This window comes from Pseudoalteromonas sp. CNAT2-18.1 (assembly GCF_022347865.1).
Classification (GTDB): Bacteria; Pseudomonadota; Gammaproteobacteria; order Enterobacterales; family Alteromonadaceae; genus Pseudoalteromonas; species Pseudoalteromonas ruthenica.
In genome coordinates this window covers 39,484-57,683 of sequence record NZ_JAKRFR010000009.1, presented here as the reverse complement: position 1 = coordinate 57,683, position 18,200 = coordinate 39,484, and the positions used below count along the sequence as shown (strand labels likewise).

The 18,200-nt window shown below is 47.5% G+C and carries 17 protein-coding genes; 5 read left to right on the top strand and 12 right to left on the bottom strand.

The genetic code is table 11. The features are described from left to right. From MHM94_RS17545 to MHM94_RS17500, 10 genes are all read right to left on the bottom strand, one after another. Nucleotides 1-1,788, bottom strand: a complete 1,788-nt coding sequence (locus MHM94_RS17545) for a sensor domain-containing diguanylate cyclase (RefSeq protein WP_235420078.1) — start codon at nt 1,786-1,788, stop codon at nt 1-3. Nucleotides 1,789-1,790: 2 nt separating this feature from the next. Beyond that, nucleotides 1,791-2,564: a TatD family hydrolase gene (locus tag MHM94_RS17540; RefSeq protein WP_022943901.1), complete on the bottom strand. Its 774-nt coding sequence runs from the start codon at nt 2,562-2,564 to the stop codon at nt 1,791-1,793. A 9-nt stretch (nt 2,565-2,573) separates the two neighbouring features. Then, the gene (locus MHM94_RS17535; protein WP_045980264.1) at nt 2,574-3,125 is read right to left on the bottom strand and encodes a hypothetical protein; all 552 of its coding nucleotides are present in this window, start codon (nt 3,123-3,125) and stop codon (nt 2,574-2,576) included. Then, nucleotides 3,122-3,862, bottom strand: coding sequence for a twin-arginine translocase subunit TatC (gene tatC, locus MHM94_RS17530; RefSeq protein WP_022943903.1), 741 nt, complete (start codon nt 3,860-3,862; stop codon nt 3,122-3,124). Before tatC ends, MHM94_RS17535 begins: the two co-directional genes overlap by 4 nt. Beyond that, complete coding sequence (tatB, locus tag MHM94_RS17525) at nt 3,855-4,175, bottom strand: Sec-independent protein translocase protein TatB (RefSeq protein ID WP_022943904.1); 321 nt, start codon at nt 4,173-4,175, stop codon at nt 3,855-3,857. Before tatB ends, tatC begins: the two co-directional genes overlap by 8 nt. Nucleotides 4,176-4,181: 6 nt before the next feature. After that, entirely contained in the window at nt 4,182-4,424 is a 243-nt protein-coding gene (gene tatA, locus MHM94_RS17520; RefSeq protein ID WP_138510096.1) for a Sec-independent protein translocase subunit TatA, read from the bottom strand. Between the two features lie 70 nt (nt 4,425-4,494). Continuing rightward, nucleotides 4,495-6,093, bottom strand: a complete 1,599-nt coding sequence (gene ubiB / locus MHM94_RS17515; RefSeq protein ID WP_053911687.1) for a ubiquinone biosynthesis regulatory protein kinase UbiB — start codon at nt 6,091-6,093, stop codon at nt 4,495-4,497. A gap of 11 nt (nt 6,094-6,104) precedes the next feature. After that, nucleotides 6,105-6,728 carry an SCP2 sterol-binding domain-containing protein gene (locus tag MHM94_RS17510; RefSeq protein ID WP_053911686.1) on the bottom strand — a complete coding sequence of 208 codons (624 nt, stop codon included), beginning with the start codon at nt 6,726-6,728 and terminating at the stop codon, nt 6,105-6,107. A gap of 9 nt (nt 6,729-6,737) precedes the next feature. Then, complete coding sequence (ubiE, locus tag MHM94_RS17505) at nt 6,738-7,493, bottom strand: bifunctional demethylmenaquinone methyltransferase/2-methoxy-6-polyprenyl-1,4-benzoquinol methylase UbiE (protein ID WP_022943908.1); 756 nt, start codon at nt 7,491-7,493, stop codon at nt 6,738-6,740. Between the two features lie 90 nt (nt 7,494-7,583). Continuing rightward, nucleotides 7,584-8,534, bottom strand: coding sequence for a diguanylate cyclase (locus MHM94_RS17500; protein ID WP_130145027.1), 951 nt, complete (start codon nt 8,532-8,534; stop codon nt 7,584-7,586). Between the two features lie 232 nt (nt 8,535-8,766). Here MHM94_RS17500 and MHM94_RS17495 point away from each other — a divergent pair, with 232 nt between their 5' ends. The 4 genes from MHM94_RS17495 (at nt 8,767) to MHM94_RS17480 (ending at nt 12,963) form a co-directional block, all read left to right on the top strand. Then, nucleotides 8,767-10,554 carry a DUF885 domain-containing protein gene (locus MHM94_RS17495; protein WP_235420077.1) on the top strand — a complete coding sequence of 596 codons (1,788 nt, stop codon included), beginning with the start codon at nt 8,767-8,769 and terminating at the stop codon, nt 10,552-10,554. Nucleotides 10,555-10,599: 45 nt separating this feature from the next. Next, the gene (locus MHM94_RS17490; RefSeq protein ID WP_138547900.1) at nt 10,600-11,655 is read left to right on the top strand and encodes a potassium channel family protein; all 1,056 of its coding nucleotides are present in this window, start codon (nt 10,600-10,602) and stop codon (nt 11,653-11,655) included. A 403-nt stretch (nt 11,656-12,058) separates the two neighbouring features. Continuing rightward, a complete protein-coding gene (locus tag MHM94_RS17485) occupies nt 12,059-12,571 on the top strand; it encodes an RNA polymerase sigma factor (RefSeq protein WP_138547901.1) in 513 nt (170 codons plus the stop codon). An 11-nt stretch (nt 12,572-12,582) separates the two neighbouring features. Continuing rightward, nucleotides 12,583-12,963, top strand: a complete 381-nt coding sequence (locus tag MHM94_RS17480) for a DUF6768 family protein (RefSeq protein ID WP_235420076.1) — start codon at nt 12,583-12,585, stop codon at nt 12,961-12,963. A gap of 79 nt (nt 12,964-13,042) precedes the next feature. Here the strand turns inward: MHM94_RS17480 and MHM94_RS17475 are convergent, their stop codons facing one another. After that, complete coding sequence (locus MHM94_RS17475; protein ID WP_235420075.1) at nt 13,043-15,076, bottom strand: glycoside hydrolase family 97 protein; 2,034 nt, start codon at nt 15,074-15,076, stop codon at nt 13,043-13,045. Between the two features lie 185 nt (nt 15,077-15,261). Beyond that, a complete protein-coding gene (speE, locus tag MHM94_RS17470) occupies nt 15,262-16,122 on the bottom strand; it encodes a polyamine aminopropyltransferase (protein ID WP_151172289.1) in 861 nt (286 codons plus the stop codon). 160 nt (nt 16,123-16,282) lie between these two features. On the opposite strand from speE, the gene speA reads away from it, so the two are divergent. After that, entirely contained in the window at nt 16,283-18,163 is a 1,881-nt protein-coding gene (gene speA, locus MHM94_RS17465) for a biosynthetic arginine decarboxylase (protein ID WP_045980273.1), read from the top strand. Nucleotides 18,164-18,200: the final 37 nt, after the last annotated feature.

Below are 18,200 nucleotides of genomic sequence, written 5' to 3'. Positions count from 1 at the left end.
CTAAGGCAAAGATTGTGAGCTAATTACTTGATTACGACCATGCGCTTTAGCATGGTATAGCGCCTCATCCGCCATATGGGTGATGTCGCCAGCGTGAGCGGTGGTTTCCCCGTAAGCGGTATGCACGCCAATACTAACAGTTAATGAAAATTGGTGCTCTGAGAATTCAACCTGTTGTTGACCTACCTCAGTGCATACTTCTTCGCCCAGCTTGAGGGCGCCCTCGTGCGTGGTATTGGGTAAAATAACGGCAAACTCTTCACCGCCGTAGCGGCACACATGGTCAAATGGGCGGCGTAAACAGGCTTTGATAGTTTGTGACACCAATTTAATAGCTGCATCGCCAGCGGGATGACCATAGCTATCGTTGACCTTTTTAAAGTGATCTATGTCTATCATTAGCAGGCTCAACGGAGCGTCATCCCGTTGTGAGCGCCGTAACTCATGCTCTAAACGCTTATCGAAAAAGCGGCGATTTTTGACACCCGTTAATGGGTCCTCGTTATTAATGCGCTCTAGCTCTGTGTTCTTTTCTTCTAATTCCCGTAGGGTAATTTGTAGCTCTATGGTGCGCTCTTCTACTTTATTTTCTAGTTCTTCTTTAGTTTGTTCCTCTAGTGCCAGCTGCTGAGCCAGTAATTGGTCTCGTGTTTGCTGCTCCGCCAGTGCTTGTTGCTGCGCGCGCATGCGTTCACTGTGCTGGCTTAACAAGTTGCGAATAACTACAAAACAGACAAGTAAGGCACTGCTCGCAGGGGGCAAGAAAAGCCACCAACTGGTTTTGTTAATCGGCAATGCGAAACCAAAATAGTTGAGACAAAAATAGCCCATCAGCGCGAGTAACATCAGATTGGCAATACTGAGTACCCATAACTGTTGTTGTTGCTTACGATACCCCTGCCAAGCACTATAGACCGCGCCGAATAAACAAAATAAGGTACTCGCAACAACTACGATCGGGTCGGCAATAGCGGCAGGTAATAGGTTTGGAAGTAGGCCGATAACCACAGTAATGAGCATGACAGTAATCGACGTTTTACGTTTTATTGGCGCTATCAGTGTTTGATTCAAAGCAACTAAGAGGCTTGGTGCAGCTATCAGTAGTAGGGGCAGCACCGCCGTTTGTAGCCAAGGTGTATCGGGGTGCAAATAGCGATAGCCATAGCCAAATACGTAAATACCTATCAGTGCCAAAGCACTAATGTATGCCGTGGCCAATAAAAAGCGGGCTTGTCGTGACAGAATAAAAAAGAATAAGGTGGTCAATATCAGCGTTGCCGCGAGGCCCATCACCGCCCCGAATAGGCTATTGAAGCTGCTTTTGTATTCAAAGTAGCTCTTCAGAGTATGCACCTGAACCGGCATTCTAAAGCCGTCACTGGCGATCACTTCGATGTAGACCCAGTGCTCCCCAGGGCTACGGGTATCAATATAAAAGGACAGTGATTCATCTTTAAAAAGTCGATCTGCACCATCAACTTGACTACCTATAGTACGCGTATTGATTAGCTTATTATCACGTAAATGAAACGCTTTGAGGCTATCTATTAATGGGTTATCGATGGCAATAATATATACGCTGGGTGGGTGTTGGTGAGAGCTTAAATTCACCCGCAGCCAGCCATAACGCACTTTGTTGCCCAAGTTGATAAACGGCTTATTAAGGGGTTGCCAATGGGGTGAATTTTGCGCTGTTGCTAAGGAGTCTGCTTCGGTATTGATACTCATGCTTGAGGCGAGCGCTGAGCACGACCACAGCAGCATCATCGCCCAAGCAAGCACACGCATAACTAACGCAGCTCCACATTAAACAATTGGCTAAAATTATGTTTGGTCTGCGCGATGATCTCTGCCTCAGTGCATGCGTAGCGTTGAGCTAAGTGGGTGACTACGTAGCCAAGGTGATGGGGTTCACAGCGCCGTGACTTTGGTTTTGGCCGTATTGTCCGAGGCAAGAGGTAAGGAGCGTCAGTCTCAACTAGTAATCGCTCCCTAGGAATATGCGCCAAGGCTTCATTGAGCGCTTGCGAGCGACGTTCATCACATACCCAGCCTGTGATCCCTAAATACAGGCCCAACTCAAGATAGTGCTGAGCCTGTTCAGCATTGCCGGTAAAGCAGTGCAAAATTCCACGCGGTTGGTACTCTCGCAGCAGTGCTAGCATATCCGCACTAGCATCACGTTCATGTAAATACACGGGCAGCGCTAATTCATTTGCCAAAGCTAGCTGGCGAGCAAAAATCTCGCGCTGTACAGGTCGCGGTGAGAAGTCGCGGTTGTAGTCGAGGCCGCATTCACCAATAGCCAGTACTTCACTTTGACTGGCTAGCTGGGCGATAACTTGCTCGAACTCGGCGCTTGCATCTTTTGCATTGTGGGGATGAATACCGGCGGTGCAAAACAACTGATGGCGACGTGCCAGCTCAACTGCATGCTGGCTATCGCGCTCGTCACAACCAATCACTACCATATTGGTGATACCTGCGTCGCGCGCACGAGCAACCACAGCGTCAGTATCTGCTGCAAATTGGCTGCTTGTGAGATTGACTCCGATATCTATCATGGCAGCTACTTAATCAACGCGTTTAACACGGATAGACTTATTTGCACCTTGTTTTTTCAGTAGGAAAGAGTTGAACATGCCACGGCTAATAATCACTGTATCATTGCTATTCAAACGAAAATGTTCGGTGCCAATTTGGCGCCATTTTTGACCGTTGTCGAGAGTCAGGATAAGCTCGCCATAAGGGGCTTCATCAACTTGGCTCACACGCGCGCGAAGCTCGTTATTATCGTCTTTTTGTTCTTTTTCTTTTTTATGCTCTAGGCCAAAGTCTGCTTTATTGGCTTTGCTATGTTTTGCTGGCGCACCGGCAACACTTGCGGCTTGCGCTTTTTTATTACTTTGCGGTGCAGCGTTGGTGTTTTTCACTTCGCCTTTAGGCATAGCATCAATAGGTTTGCCGGCCATGATGTTGTCGTAGCACAGCAGGCGACGAAAATCATTTTCAATAAAGCTACAGGCCTTTAGCGCTTGAATATTCACGCCGTCATTGGCTATGGCTGCGGGAGAAAGTGTTCCCACCCAAGCGGTGAGCACGGCGGATACTAAATATTTTTTCATTGTTTTTCTTCCTGTGGTGATTTAGCGCTATAAAAGGCGGCCAAAATCAGGCCGAGCTCAAATAATAACAGCATCGGTAAGGCGAGCAAGGTCTGTGATAACACATCGGGGGGCGTTAGAAACATCGCGACCACAAAAGCCCCAACCACGATATAAGGGCGCTTTTGCTTTAAACTCGCGGTGGTCGTGGCCCCACTCCAACAAAGCAGCATGATGGCTACCGGAATTTCAAAGGCAATACCAAATGCGAAAAATAGCTTTAATGCAAACCCTAAATAGCTGCTGATGTCTGGCGTCAGCGTCATAACCTCAGGGCCAATACCGGTAAAGAAGCTGAGTACGATGGGTAGGACAACGAAGTAACAAAAAGCGATACCACCGTAAAAAAGTAAGACGCTTGAAAGCAAGATAGGGATCAGCATGCGCTTTTCGTGTTGATACAGTCCCGGCGCAATAAAAGACCATACTTGATGCAAGATAAAGGGGATGGCAGCAAATATGGCAACAAAAAGTGTAAGCTTAAAAGGCGTAAAAAACGGTGCGGTAACATCGGTGGCGATCATCTGGCTGTTTGCTGGCAAATGTGCAAGCAGAGGCGCTGCAACAAAGGCGTAAATGTCGTTGGCAAAATACACGAGCGCAACAAACACCAACAATACGCAAAGCAATGAGCGCATCAAGCGATTACGTAATTCGACCAAGTGGGCAATAAAGCCGCTCTGTTGGGGTTCACTCATCTTTGTTACTGCTGTCTTTTTTTGGTGCGTTGTCATAACTGCGAGTGACTGATTGCGCCGCTTTATGCAGCTCTGCCACCGAGTCTTTTACATCGTCAGGAAGGTTTTCCATATTTTGCTGCTCAGCCTTTTTAAGGTTCTGATGTAGCTCATGTACACGCAGTTCCTCGTTGACCTGTGCAGAAATATTGTTGGCCATGCCTTTGGCTGTTTTTACCCAGCGGCTTACCGTTCGAATGGCCACAGGTAAGCGTTCGGGGCCAAGGACAATAAGACCTACTACGAACACCACCAATAATTCCCACATGCCCATGGGTGGCTACACCTTATCTTTGTCTTTTTGACTAGGGTTTTCTTCAGCCTGTTGTTTCGATTCAGAAATTTTAGCGTCATCTGATTTTGCATCGGGCTTATTATCGTCATCCGATACCGCTTTTTTAAAGCCTTTTACAGCATTACCCAAATCACCGCCTATATTACGCAGCTTTTTAGTGCCAAAAAGTAGCACGATGATCGCCAATACGATCAACAACTGCCAAATACTAATACCGCCAAAACCCATAACTGTCTCCGAAATGTCCTACTAAACTGTGGCGAAGTATACCGCGCACAAAGATGATGTCATAGTGCTGTTAGCCTTTACGCCAAGCAGCAAACAGCGCTGCAAACCCGGCGACGGCACTGACTGCTGAAAATACAGGATGTTGCGCCAGCGCGACTAAACAAGCAACGATCAGTCCTGTGCAGCCAGCTAACGCTAAAATAATCGCTTTGTGATTGGTTGCTGGTGGCGCAGGAGGATGCTGTTGACGCCTCAAATTATGGTAGATCAGATCCGGTAGCTCAGGAAACTTCTCTGCCCAAAATGGTAAGTTGGCGTACATTTGTTTGGCGACCGCCCAAGGCCCTACTTGCTGTTTAACCCAGTCTTCTAAGAAGGGTTTGGCGGTTTTCCACAGATCTAGCTGAGGGTAAAGCTGTCGCCCTAGCCCTTCGACATAAAGCAGTGTTTTTTGCAGTAGTACGAGCTGTGGCTGCACTTCCATATTAAAACGTCGAGCGGTATTGAATAAATTAACCAATACATGACCAAACGAAATTTCCGCTAGCGGCTTGTTAAATATGGGCTCGCAAACAGTGCGAATAGCAAATTCAAACTCTTCAATACTGGTATCGGCAGGGACCCAGCCAGAATCCACATGCAGCTCAGCAACCTTACGATAATCACGATTGAAAAAGGCGATAAAGTTTTCCGCTAAATAGCGTTTGTCTTCTTTATTTAAGGTACCAACAATGCCACAGTCGATGCCGATATATTGCGGGTTATGAGGGTTATCAAAGGAAACAAAAATATTGCCAGGGTGCATATCCGCATGGAAGAAGCTATCGCGAAAAACTTGGGTAAAAAAGACCTCAACGCCACGTTCTGCCAATAACTTCATATTGGTACCTTGCTTTAATAAGGCATCGGTGTCGGATACGGGAATGCCATATATACGTTCCATAACCAGCACATTGGTGCGGCTAAAGTCGCTATACACAAAGGGGATATAAAGTGATTCCGAGTCTTCAAAATTACGTCGTAGCTGAATCGCATTGGCGCCTTCGCGCATCAGATCGAGTTCATCGAGAAGGGTTTTCTTATACTCCTTAACAACCTCCACCGGACGTAAACGGCGGCCTTCTTTAAGCAGTTTGGCGACAACTCGGGCGCATTGCTGCATCAGCGCTAAATCGGCATCTATTTGCTTTTTGATGTTAGGACGAATGACTTTAACGACCACATCTTGGTGGTCACCGTCGTTGTCAATGAGAGTGGCCGTATGCACCTGCGCAATTGATGCGGAAGCCAAGGGAGTCACATCAAACTCACTGAACACGTCGCTGATATCATTAACTTCCAGTGCTTGCTCGATAATGGCTTTGGCCTGATCACCTGCAAAAGGAGGAACTTGGTCTTGTAGCAGAGCCAGCTCACTAGCGATTTCCGGTGGTAGCAAGTCACGACGGGTAGAGAGCATTTGCCCAAACTTAATCCACACCGGCCCTAATGTTTGTAGCGCTAAACGTAAACGCACGCCTGCGGGTTTATCCTTATGGCGATTACGTAACCAAAAAATACTGCGTCGAGCCAATTTGGCAAACCAAGGAAGCTTCTGCTGTGGCAGCAGTTCATCGATGCCATACTGCAATAAGGTTTTAGTGATGAAATACAGTCTTGCCGCAGACAAAGGGCACCTCTTTACTGTGTTTGCTGAACGTGCGTCAACAACGCATCTATACGTTGTTCAAGATGCTGGACGTCGGATTTTAGCTGGCGACTCTGGCGCGTGAATTGTTCTAATTCTAGCGGGTGAATACTCACTTTAAGTTCATCCTGCAAGAGCGTGAGCACGATATGGTCGAGTTTAGTGAGGCTCTGTTGAGCTTGCGCTTTACCTTTACTGAGAGTTTGCCATAGCAACTGTGCTGGCGCATCACCTATATATTTAGACCAGTGCTCGGGCCAATCAATATCTAAATCGTTAAAGGCTTGGCTGTAGGCTTGGGCCAGATGAATATCGCCTTCAAGGTCGAGCTTATCTTGGCGGATAAGCTGGGTGAGCAAAGAGGGATCCTTTAGCTTCATTAATGTATCAGTATCAGCGCTAATAAAGCATTGGTGTTGCTCGGGTGCTTCATTATGGGCTTGCAGCATTAGCCCTGCATCACCATAGTGAACACTTACATACTGCTGCCAGTCACGAATGTGCAGTACCAGCACTTGAGTGTTTATCTGTTGCAGCCTTTGCTGCAACTGCGGATCAAGCAGTATCAGTCGGTTAGCCAGCTTTTCAGCGCTGGCTACAGCAAAGTGAGAGAGCATATTTGCCTCTTAAAATTTAAAGCCACGGTGGAGGGCAACAATGCCCCCGGTCATATTTTGATAACTGGTTTGCTCAAAGCCCACTTCTTTCATCATGGCTTCCAAGGTGTCTTGGTCCGGGTGCATACGGATTGATTCTGCTAGATACTTGTATGACTCACTGTCATTGAGTACCGCTTTACCGACCTGCGGTAAAATGTTGAATGAGTACATATCATACAGCTTAGTAAGCACTTCATGTTCAGGCTTGGAAAACTCAAGAATCAGCAATCGTCCACCGGGTTTTAATACGCGAAACATCGAAGCGAGGGCTTTGCTCTGATCAGTCACATTACGTAAACCAAACGCAATGGTGATCACATCTATGCTGTTATCGGGAAATGGCAGCGCTTCGGCGTTCATTTGTACATATTCAATGTTGCTGACTAGGCCTCGGTCGCGCAGTTTATCGCGACCCACTTTAAGCATTGAGTCATTGATGTCGCCGAGAATCACCTTGCCAGTCTCTCCCACTAGTTGGCTAAACTTAGCGGTTAAATCGCCTGTACCACCGGCCAAATCTAGTATGGTTTGCCCTTTGCGGGCTCCTGAACTGGCAATGGTAACCCGTTTCCACAAGCGGTGGATGCCAAAAGAGAGCAAGTCATTCATTAAATCGTATTTGGCAGCAACAGAGTGGAAAACATCCGCTACGTGGTTAACTTTGTCGCTTGTAGCAACCGTTTTATAGCCAAAGTGGGTGGTTTTTTGCTCAGCTTCTTTCATCTAATTTAAGCCCAGAGGGAGAGTTTGTCATAGTGTACTTGAGGCCCTGTAACAGCTCAAGGATTAAGCCGTTTTTAGCAAGCGCAGAAGCTAATGAGTGGATGAGACGAGGGCGCTAAAGTTAGGTTCTTGCTGGCGATGTATGGTTTGGCATTGAAACGCCACACCAGGGAGCTGTTTACCACTGCGTGAACTTACAAAGCGAAGCTTACTGATGCCGGCTTGTACTTTTTCGGCAATGAGGTCCACGGTTTGTGCCTCGACGTCGGCCATCATAATGGTAAATTGCTCATTCTGGGTGCGCCCGCAAAAACCACTTTCTTTGACATATTTGTCTATTTTGGTGGCTACTTTTTCGAGCATTAAATTACCAATGCTGTCGCCGTAGTCATGACAAAACTGTTGATAGTTTTCGACATCAATACGGATCAAAGAGATTTGATGCTGCTTCTTGGCCCAATACTGAAATTTTTTATCGAGATAATGACGGTGATAAAGGCCGGTGAGTGGGTCGAGATGGTGTTTGTCTTTAAGGCGTTTTAGTTGCGATTTAGTACTAAGGTATTGCTGCTTTATTTGTTCCAGTAGTTGCTTAAACTTTTGCATTTGCCCTTTTAACACTAGGGTATGCTCGGCTAACTTACGCAGCTGGTGTCGGCTTTTATCAACATCATGTTCATCTAAAGCGCGAGCACAACGATCAATTTCGAGGTGGTAATGGTCGATGTGTTTTTGATTGCTTTTGCTATTGCGCTCTAGATTACCTATCAATTCGCTAATACGTTCAACCATAGCGGTCTGCTTTTGATGATCCGGTGTGAGATGTTGTATATACAACTCTTCCATTAACACTGAATCAATGATGCGGCCTTCGGTTACAGCAGCTTGTAAGGCCTCACTCAGTGCACTTTCGCCTTCACTCACATGCTGGTACAGCACATGGTAATTTAAAGGTGTTGGCGGCAGCGCATGCAGTTCGAGCAAATGACAGACTTGGGTCATTTTCTCTTGCGCGTTGGCCATGGAGTCATGGAACATCATAATCACAATCACCAGGTTGAAATGGAGGTGCAGCCAATCCTAGCTTGCTTATACATCCCTTGGCGGTATTAAAAAGCAAATTGTTCTCTTTTGGAATACTCTGGTTACATAATTGCGACCAAGCGCCCACTTTATGCGCAGAACCGACATTTGGACGCTGGTCGCAAGCGGTTGGCTCGCGCGCTGTGGTAGGCTAGAGTATGGCGAAATGCACAATCAATGAGAATAAAGCATGAACCTAGGAACACATATTAAGCAACTGGCATTGGCCTGTGCGATTCCCCTTGCTTTGGGTGGCTGCGCAAGCTCAGCACACAAGACCAATACCAATAATCAGTTCACCACATTGGCTGAGCAGGTTGTCAGTTATCGAGAAAGCGTCAACCCGTATAAGCAAGAGGTTGACGGGTATTTGCTCCCCAATTTATCGCCTGAATTCTTAAAGCAGCAATACCAAGATAAAACAGCATTATTGAATAAGCTTAAAGCTATCGATAAAAGCACGCTCAGTGAAGAGAATCAGATCAATCTGCAAATTTTGACTGCGCAGGTGCAAAACAGTGTCGATGAGTATGTGTTCAATGCGCACTATATGCCCCTTACCTCCGAATACGGTTTTCACTCATCCTTGTCATTTATGGTGCAGCGTGGAGATTACAGTTCTGCTCAAGGGTTTGAAACCTACTTAGCGCGCCTGCGCCAAGTGCCTCGGTTCTTTGAGCAAAACATCTATTGGATGAAAAAAGGGCTCGAAACAGGGTTAACGCAACCTAAAGCCGTGCTTGCCGGCTATGAGGAATCGATAAGCGCGTATTTGGTCGATGATGTCACCGAGTCTACATTTTATGCCCCTTTCAAGCGTAACACCGCAGGGGTGAGTGATGAGGCCTTTGCTGAGCTGCAAGCGCAAGCTAAGCGCGTTATCGGTGAGCAGGTATTGCCAGCATACCAAGGCTATTACGATTTCTTTACGCAAACCTATCAGCCAGGTGCACGTGAATCGATAGGGATTTCTGAAGTGCCAAATGGCAAAGCGTATTATGCTAATCGAGCGCGTCATTACACCACCACGCAGATGACTGCGAAAGAAATTCATGAACTCGGTCTGCAAGAAGTGGCTCGTATTCGCGGCGAAATGCAGGCGATTATTGATGATTTAGGATTCGAAGGCAGTTTTGCTGAGTTTATTGAATTTTTACGTACCGACCCACAATTTTACGCTAAGACACCGGAAGAGCTATTGAAAGAAGCCTCATTCATCGCCAAAAAAATGGATGCGCAGCTGCCTAAACTATTCAAGCAGTTACCACGCAAACCTTACGGTGTCGCTCCGGTGCCAGCGAGTATTGCGCCAAAATACACCACAGGTCGTTATGTGGGGGCAAGCAAAGATGATGAGCCTGGTTACTACTGGGTTAATACCTATGCACTGGATAAACGGCCATTATATGTTTTAGAAGCTTTGACCCTACACGAAGCCGTACCGGGTCACCATCTACAAATTGCCCTCAATGCTGAGCTTGATTACCTACCTAGCTATCGACGCGACGCCTATTTATCGGCCTTTGGCGAAGGTTGGGGGCTGTACAGTGAGTATTTAGGCTTAGAAGCGGGCTTCTATCAAGATCCATACAGTAATTTTGGTCGTCTCACTTATGAAATGTGGCGTGCAGCGCGTTTAGTTGTTGACACAGGCATGCACATGTTCGGTTGGAGTCGTGATAAAGCGCTGAACTTTATGCGTGATAATACCGCGCTGTCGCTGCATAATGTGAAAACCGAGACTGATCGCTATATCTCATGGCCGGCCCAGGCGCTGTCATACAAAATTGGTGAGCTCACCATTAAGCGCTTGCGCGCTAAAGCGGAAAACGCTTTAGGCCATGATTTTGACGTGCGCGAGTTCCACTATCAGGTCTTGCGCCATGGCTCAATTCCTCTTAATGTACTGGAACAACAAATAGATAACTATATCGACGAGGCACTTGCTAACAACCAAAACGGTGCCAAAGCGAAGTAAGGGAAGGGCGCAACTGCGCCCATAAGTATACTAATAAGGCGAGCTATGCCGATTATTTTAAAGCGTGTGCTACTGACGATACGCAATCATATTGACCAACTTAGTTGGCAGGTTGTTGTGTTTGTCACTTTGGCACATATGGCACTCACTTGGGTGCTATTGTCAATTGCTGGGGAGCATGCGCTTACCTCTGCGAATACCTTTTTTTATTATTATGTCGTGACTACCTCAACGGTGGGTTACGGCGACTTTAGTCCGACTACAGAGATGGGCCGCTTATTGGTGGCTTTGGTTCAGATCCCCTTCGGTTTGGCCTTGTTCGGCATGTTGCTGGGTAAAGCAGGGCAGTCCATCACACATTTAATAAGGCGCGCTATGACAGGTGAAAAAGACGTGACTCATTTTGCTAATCACATCATTATTTTTGGTTGGCACCCAGTGCGCACCAGAAAAATGGTGCGCTATATTCTTGCTGATGAAAAGCGGGTAAAGCGTGAAATTGTACTCGCGGTAACCGATGATATGGAGCATCCGTTTTTCTCCGAGCCCGATGTCAGCTTTGTTAAGCTCAGTAGTTACACCGATGAAGAGCAACTTAAACGCGTAGGCATTGCCACAGCAGATAAAATAATTGTTGAGGGAGCCGATGATAACCAAAGCTTCACTACGGCGCTAAAGATTAGCAAGCTGGTAAAGGAAAGTGCCCATATTTGTGCTTATTTTGACGATGAAAGCAAGGCACAGATGCTAGGTGAGCATTGTGCTAATGTGGAGTGCAGCTCTAACCGCACAGCGGAAGTCTTAGTGCGCTCTATGGAGGACCCAGGGGCAAGTCGGGTGCAACAGGAAATTATGTCTAGCCTGCATGGGGATACCCACTTTTCTATGATGATCCCCAATGATGTCGGCCAGTTTACCTACAACGATATTTTTACGGTATTTAAACACCAATACGACGCCACTATTTTAGGGATTGCTCATAATCGCAGCGCCTTAGATATGGATTTAAATCCGCCGTTGGATTATGCCATCCAAGGTGGCGATATCATTCACTACATTGCCCCTGAACGGGTGTTGGCATCTGAGGTTAAATGGCCTTAACTATTGCTTGTACTCATAGCAGTTCTTGCTGTTGTACAAGTAAATAGCTTGCCAGTATTGGACTGCGGGCCCAGCCCCATGGGCTCGCGGTTGACGCTCTTTCCCCTAATGCGCTGAGCTGTATCGCTTGCTGTGAGAAGGGGTGTATTTTCATCGCGGTGATAAAGCTCACTGCAACTCGCACTTTCGCTAAATAAAATGACGTCTACGGAGAAGGATATTAGCCCTGCACCCCATGCTTTGTTAGCTGAGTGGGCCGACATGGCTGATGTGCGTGCTTACTATTGGCTTTTGCGCTACACGTTTATATGAGCGATAGCGGCAATCAAGCGTTATTTATTTTCAATATACGTGAACCTTTGTAAGCCATAGCGCGTCTTGCTAATAAACACCTGGAAAGGCTATGAAACAATCTTATACGGCATTGCTGGTCTTAGCGGCGCAGGGCGGTGATAAGCAGGCGTTTAACGAATTATGCGAGCTACACTATCAAGCGAGTTATCGTTTTGCTTACAAGCTGTGCCAATCTCCCCAAGATGCTGGTGATATTACTCAGGAAGTATGGAGTAAGGTAGCCAAAGATATACGTTCGTTGCTGGAGCCCGGAGCATTTAAAGCTTGGTTATTTCGTGCTATTTACCGGCGCTTTATTGATGTAATACGGCGTCAGTACAAAGAGCAGGGTATAGCCGAAGCACCGTTAGTGGCGGCGCAACCTATAAGTTTGGAGCAAAGCCTAGATATGTTGAGTCTGATAGCCAGACTGCCTTGGGGGGAGCGTCATACAGTGTATTTGTTTTACCTTGAAGAGCTAGCCATTAGCGACATTGCAGTGGTGTTGGATATTCCTCAAGGCACAGTGAAGTCACGCTTGCACAAGGCCAGAAAAAGATTAAGCCAATGGGCACAGCAATAGGAGAGAGCATTATGAGTGTAGAGCAACAAATTAAAGCGAGTTTACACAGTGAGCAAGCGCAGTTAGATCAGATTTTATCTCGTGAACAGGGCTTATTTAATCGCCTTGGGCACATCTATAGCGGCTCTATGCGCCGCTGGGTTTGGCTTTCGACGCTGCTTGCACTACTCGCGACGGCGGCTTTTATTTATGTTGGTTACCGATTCTACATGGCCACCGTTATCAACGAGCAGGTATTTTGGGGAGTGTGGTTTATCGCTGGGCTGTTGGTACAAATAGCCATCAAATTGTGGCTATTTATGGAAATGAACCGCACTTCAATATTACGAGAAATAAAGCGCAGCGAGTTAAACTTGCAGAGCGCGGGCGCGGCGTCGCGACAATCAAGCTAATCACTATGCATGCGTCGGCAGGGCATGTGTGAACGGTTTAGGTAATGCAGGCCGACTGGGCGTCGGCCTGTGAGTGCGGTTAGTCTAGTGCTTTAAAGCGAATGGCGGTGCCGCCGCTTGGCGCCAAGCGCAGGGTTAAGCTATCTTGGCTGCTCACGTTTTCGGTGTGAATGTCCATGCTGTAGGGGTTGTTGACCCACTCGGCATCTTCACCATCGGCATATATCTGCGCTTCAAAGCGCTTTCCTGGCTCAAGGAAGTCAAGTTTAATGGTGATGTCTCGAGCTTGCTCATCGGTGATAGCACCGAGGTACCAATCCTTGCCAGAGTAGTTATCCCGTTGACGCTCTTTACGAGCAAAAACCACATATTCACCCATTTCGCCAGCAATGGCTTGGCTCTTTTCCCAGTCGGTCGGTACATCTTGGATAAATTGAAATGCTGCTGGTTTGGCGAGATAGTTCCGTGGCAAATCGGCGGCCATTTGAATCGGGCTGTATAACACCACATACAGTGCTAACTGCTTTGCCAGCGTTGTTTGCGGGCGATTAGTGTCAGCCCCTAAGCCGTTGAAGCCCATATCGAAAATGCCCGGTGTAAAATCCATAGGTCCGGCGAGCATACGCGTATAAGCCAGCATCGGCGTGTGCGCGGGGGGGTTGGGCGGCGTTCCCCAGGCATTAAACTCTTGGCCTCGGGCTCCTTCGCGAGTGATCCAGTTTGGGTAGGTACGGCGCAAGCCGGTTGCTTTAATTGGCTCATGGGTATTGATACTGAGCTGATACTCGGCGGCAAGTTTAATATTGTGGAGATATTCATTGACCATAAATTGGCCGTCATGCCACTCATAGCGAGCAATGCCTTGTTCATCAAGGCGCTTGATATTGCCACCATCGGCAACATAACCGGTTTTGATCTGGCTAACACCATGGCGCTGATAGAGGGCGAAGGCGGCGTCCATTTGTTGGCGATAGTTACTGACATTGCCGGAGGTTTCATGGTGACCAATCAATTTTACGCCACGCTTTTCGCCGTATTTGGCAATGGCCTCAATGTCAAAATCATCGTAGCTCTCGGTAAAGCTGAATAAGTCACCGTTATAGAACCAATCACCATCCCAGCCTTGGTTCCAGCCCTCAACCAACACTCCGTCAAAGCCATATTCACTGGCGAAGTCCATATATTTGCGGGTGTTTTCGGTGGTAGCTCCGTGCTTGTCGCCACTGCCCCAGGTGTTTTCATTGATGTGCATACCCCACCAAATACCAACATATTTACCGGGTTTAACCCAAGATACATCACCGAGTTTATTGGGTTCATTGAGGTTTAAAATCAGGTGTGAGTTGAGTAGCCCAGTGGCTTTATCTGCAATTTGGATGGTCCGCCAAGGAGTGGTGAAACCATTTTTTGTTTTCACCGCGATACCATCAGACCAAGGAGTTAAATCGGCCTTGAACGTGCCTGGTCGACGCTGGTTTAAAGTCATGCCCGCATAGTCGACCAGTGCTGCCTCGTGAATACTGATGTGAACACCGTTTTGCATTTTTACGGTAAAGGGGGTGTGTACATGGGCGGCTTCAGCAGTGTTAGTGCGGTTGTAAACATATTCATAGCGATTCCAGCCTCGAGCTGGGATCCACAGCGCTTCATTGTCTTGGCCAGCAAGGGCAAATTCGGTGAGCTCATCGGTAATACGGTAATCGGGGCGCTCTTTACCGGTAAGCTCGTAGCGAAATCCAAGGCCGTCATTAAACACTTTTACGCGCACGGTATAAGACTGCTCAGCTGCCTCTGGGTCGCTAAAAGTAACCGCCAACTCATTATGATGATCGCGAATTAAACGTTGCTCACCCCAGGGTTGTTGCCAGGTGGTGTCGGCACTGTGGCGTTCGCTGTGGCTAATAGTTAAGTCATCACCTAGCGGGGCGGCATGGGCAAAATAAAAACCCAGTTTAGATGGGTTAATCACCGCTTTGCCAGCGTAACTCACATGATAATGTGGCGCCCCTTCGTCGCTTAATGTAAGCGTGATTTTGCCATCGGGAGAGCTAACATCGACTGTTTTTGCCAACGCCAAAGGTGAGGCCAGTAGTAAGGGAAGTAATAATCGCATCAACCTATCCTGCTTGTTATACCCGAGGCTAAAGCGATGGCTGTCACGTGTGCTGGCAAACGCAGGCCTACAGGTACTTGTATTGGAAGCATTAAGAGTAAGGGGGTTAGCGATGAAATACACGACTCTGCATACGTATTCACATATTACATAGCGAGAGTCAGGGCGAATAGTCGCCCATCTGATTAGCCTTGCTGATTGAAGGCCTTGGTCATAAAAGGTGGCTCCGCGAGCGCACCTTGGTGTACGCCCGGCGTGTAATATAAGGTGTTGAGGGCGTCAGGGTCACAGGCTCTAAAGCCGTCAAAACCCAGGCCTTTGCGTGCTAAGGTGACTGACCACAGCCCCGATGGGTAAATCGGCTGTGGAAAAGGCAAGGTTTGCAACGCGCCAAAACCAACCTGCTTGATAGCCGCTCGCATTTCCAGGAGCAATGGCATATGCATAAGCGGGCTTTCACTTTGTTGCACCAGTACACCGCCTGGACGTAATGCTGCGAGGCAACTTTGATAAAAAGCATGATTAAACAAGCCTTCGCCGGGGCCTACAGGGTCAGTGCCATCGACAATAATGACATCAATCGACTCGGCTTGCGCATCGCGCATGTATTTGATGCCATCATCAAAGAGCAAGGTGGCACGGGGGTCATCATTGGCACTGCACAACTCAGGGAAATATTTCAGCGACATCTCTGTGACAACTTGGTCAATGTCGATTTGCGTGACAGTTTCAACACTCTCATGTTTTAGCACTTCGCGCAGGGTTCCGCAGTCGCCACCGCCGATAATCACTACGTTTTTTGGGTTCGGGTGGCTAAATAGCGCTGGGTGGGCGATCATTTCATGATAAAAGAAGTTTTCTCGGCTACTGACCATAGTGCAGCCGTCGATCACCATCAGGTTACCAAAATCGGTGGTTTCATACATTGCCACGTGTTGAAACGGAGACTGTTGCTGTTCAAGCAGCTTATTAATACGCAGTGAGAATGCGCTACCGTCACGGTCGCTTACCTCGGTAAACCAGTGGTTTTTATCTAAACTTGTCATGTGCTCAATAATCGCCAGTAAAGTGGAGGGACAATTTTGCCAGTGAGCGTCATAATGCTCAATGAAATTTTAGCCCAATCCGTACGATTTTCTATTCGCTAGGAACACTTTAAGGTATTACACTAGCGGCAAATTCACAGGTCAATATTGAGAGTGCTTTATGCAATGGGGTTACCAGGCTGCTCAGGCCGTATATAACGTAAGTCACTGGAGCGACGGTTACTTTGATATTAATCCGCAGGGCGAGCTCGTGGCGTATCCCGATGGCGATCATAGTCGCCCAGGTTTGCCTTTAAATAAGCTGGTGGAAAGCTTTAAAGAGCAAGGTCTGACGTTACCGGTATTAGTGCGCTTCACCGATATTCTGCAACACCGAGCTTCACGGCTTATCGGTGCCTTTGCCAAGGCGAATGAGGCGAAGCAGTATCAAGGCGGCTATACCTGTGTTTATCCAATTAAAGTGAATCAACAGCGCTCGGTGGTGCATAAGTTATTGGCCCATGATAGCAACCAAGTCGGTTTAGAGGCGGGCTCTAAGCCAGAGTTAATGGCGATATTGGGACTGGCACAAAAAAATATCACCATAGTGTGTAATGGCTATAAAGATAGTGAGTTTTTGCGTCTCGCATTAATTGGTCAAGCCATGGGCCACAAGGTTAATATTGTTATCGAAAAGCTCTCTGAATTGGATGCCTTACTCAAAGAAATGGCGGCCATGAACCTTGAAGCAGCAATAGGTATACGTATTCGCCTCAACTCTGTGGGTAAGGGCAAGTGGCAAAATACCGGCGGCGAAAAAGGCAAGTTTGGCCTGACCGCCTCGCAGGTACTGCAAGCGGTCGAACTGCTACGCCAACAAAGCAAGTTACATTTGCTGGAGCTCGTGCATTTTCATATTGGCTCACAGGTTGCCAATATTCGCGACATTCAACGCGCGCTCAAAGAGTGTGCACGCCACTACGCGCAACTATCGCAAATGGGCGTGCCGCTACAAACCGTTGATGTTGGCGGTGGCTTAGGGGTGGACTACGAAGGTTCGGGGTCGCGCAGCAGCTGCTCTATGAACTACACCGTGGAAGAATACGCGCGCAATGTGGTGGCCGCATTTAGTGAGGTAAGCGACAGCCATGATTTAGCACATCCACATATCATTACCGAGTCAGGACGAGCGCTGACGGCTCATCATGCCGTGCTGATTACCGATGTGGTGGATGTGGAGCGCATCCCAAATAACGATGTAGCCATCGACCAGTACCAAAATTTGCCTTCTGTAGTGATAGAAATGCGGCACACTTGTGAAGCGGTGAGCAGTCGTATGGCCTTGGAGAGCTATCACGATGCCATGCACTTATTTAGTGAGGCTCATAGCCAGTATGTTCATGGCATGCTGGGCATTATGCAGTGGTCGTTAGTGGAGCAGCTCTACTTCCGCACCTTACATAAAGTACGTGATTGCTTACGGGATTCGGTGCGTGCCCATCGCGAGGTATTGGATGACCTTAACGAAAAGCTCGCTGATAAGCTATTTGTGAATTTCTCGCTGTTTCAATCCCTGCCTGACGTGTGGGGTATTGGCCAATTATTCCCGGTACTACCCATAGAAAACTTAGATAAGCCATTGGAGCAGCGTGTGATTATCCAAGACATCACTTGTGATTCCGATGGTCAAATTCGTGATTATGTTGACGGGGCGGGGATTGAAACGAGCCTGCCGATACCGCGTTATGAATTCGGCCAACAGTATCATGTCGCTATGTTTATGGTGGGTGCGTATCAAGAGATTCTTGGCGATCTCCATAACCTTTTCGGTGATACCGACTCGGTGCATGTGCACAGTGATAATGGCGAGTTTAAATTAAGTCATAAACTCAAGGGCGACAGTGTTCAGGACGTATTAAAATTTGTGCATTACGATAGCGATGACTTAGCAGCAGTCTATCACCAGCGTATCAACGCGCTTGATATCGATAGTGACATCAAAAAGGCGTATATTGAACAGCTACAACAAGGTCTGAGCGGATACACCTATTTCGAAGATTAACTTTGTTGTTAGTAACACCAACAGATCGGTTTTCTGT